The sequence below is a fragment of the Chryseobacterium sp. SIMBA_038 genome (genome assembly GCF_046535115.1).
GTDB lineage: Bacteria > Bacteroidota > Bacteroidia > Flavobacteriales > Weeksellaceae > Chryseobacterium.
The window spans coordinates 1-258 of record NZ_JAWRXH010000275.1 but is presented as its reverse complement, the minus strand read 5'-3'; the positions used below and the strand labels follow the sequence as shown (position 1 = coordinate 258).

The window sequence follows — 258 nt, the reverse complement described above, 5'->3', positions numbered from 1 at the left end:
CATAGGTTTTCATAATGGCATATTGTGACGAAGTTTTCAAAACTTCAGGATTGGGCTTCCAACTAAAACCTAAGTCAATTATTGATACCGGAAATATGGGATAACCGAATGTCCATATATTTTTAATAAAGAATAAAAGTAAGATTAAACCTCCAAAAAATAATTTTTTGAAACTTGATTTTAAAATAATAATACTATTCAGGAAGACTAATATTGGCAGCCAGATCATGGTAGGTTTTATGACAAAAACAAAAACAG

Annotated in this window: 1 pseudogene; it reads right to left on the bottom strand. The window is 29.1% G+C overall.

Annotated elements, in window-relative coordinates:
- Positions 1–229, bottom strand: a pseudogene (locus tag SB689_RS23535) (hypothetical protein); the annotation flags it as partial.
- Positions 230–258: the final 29 nt, after the last annotated feature.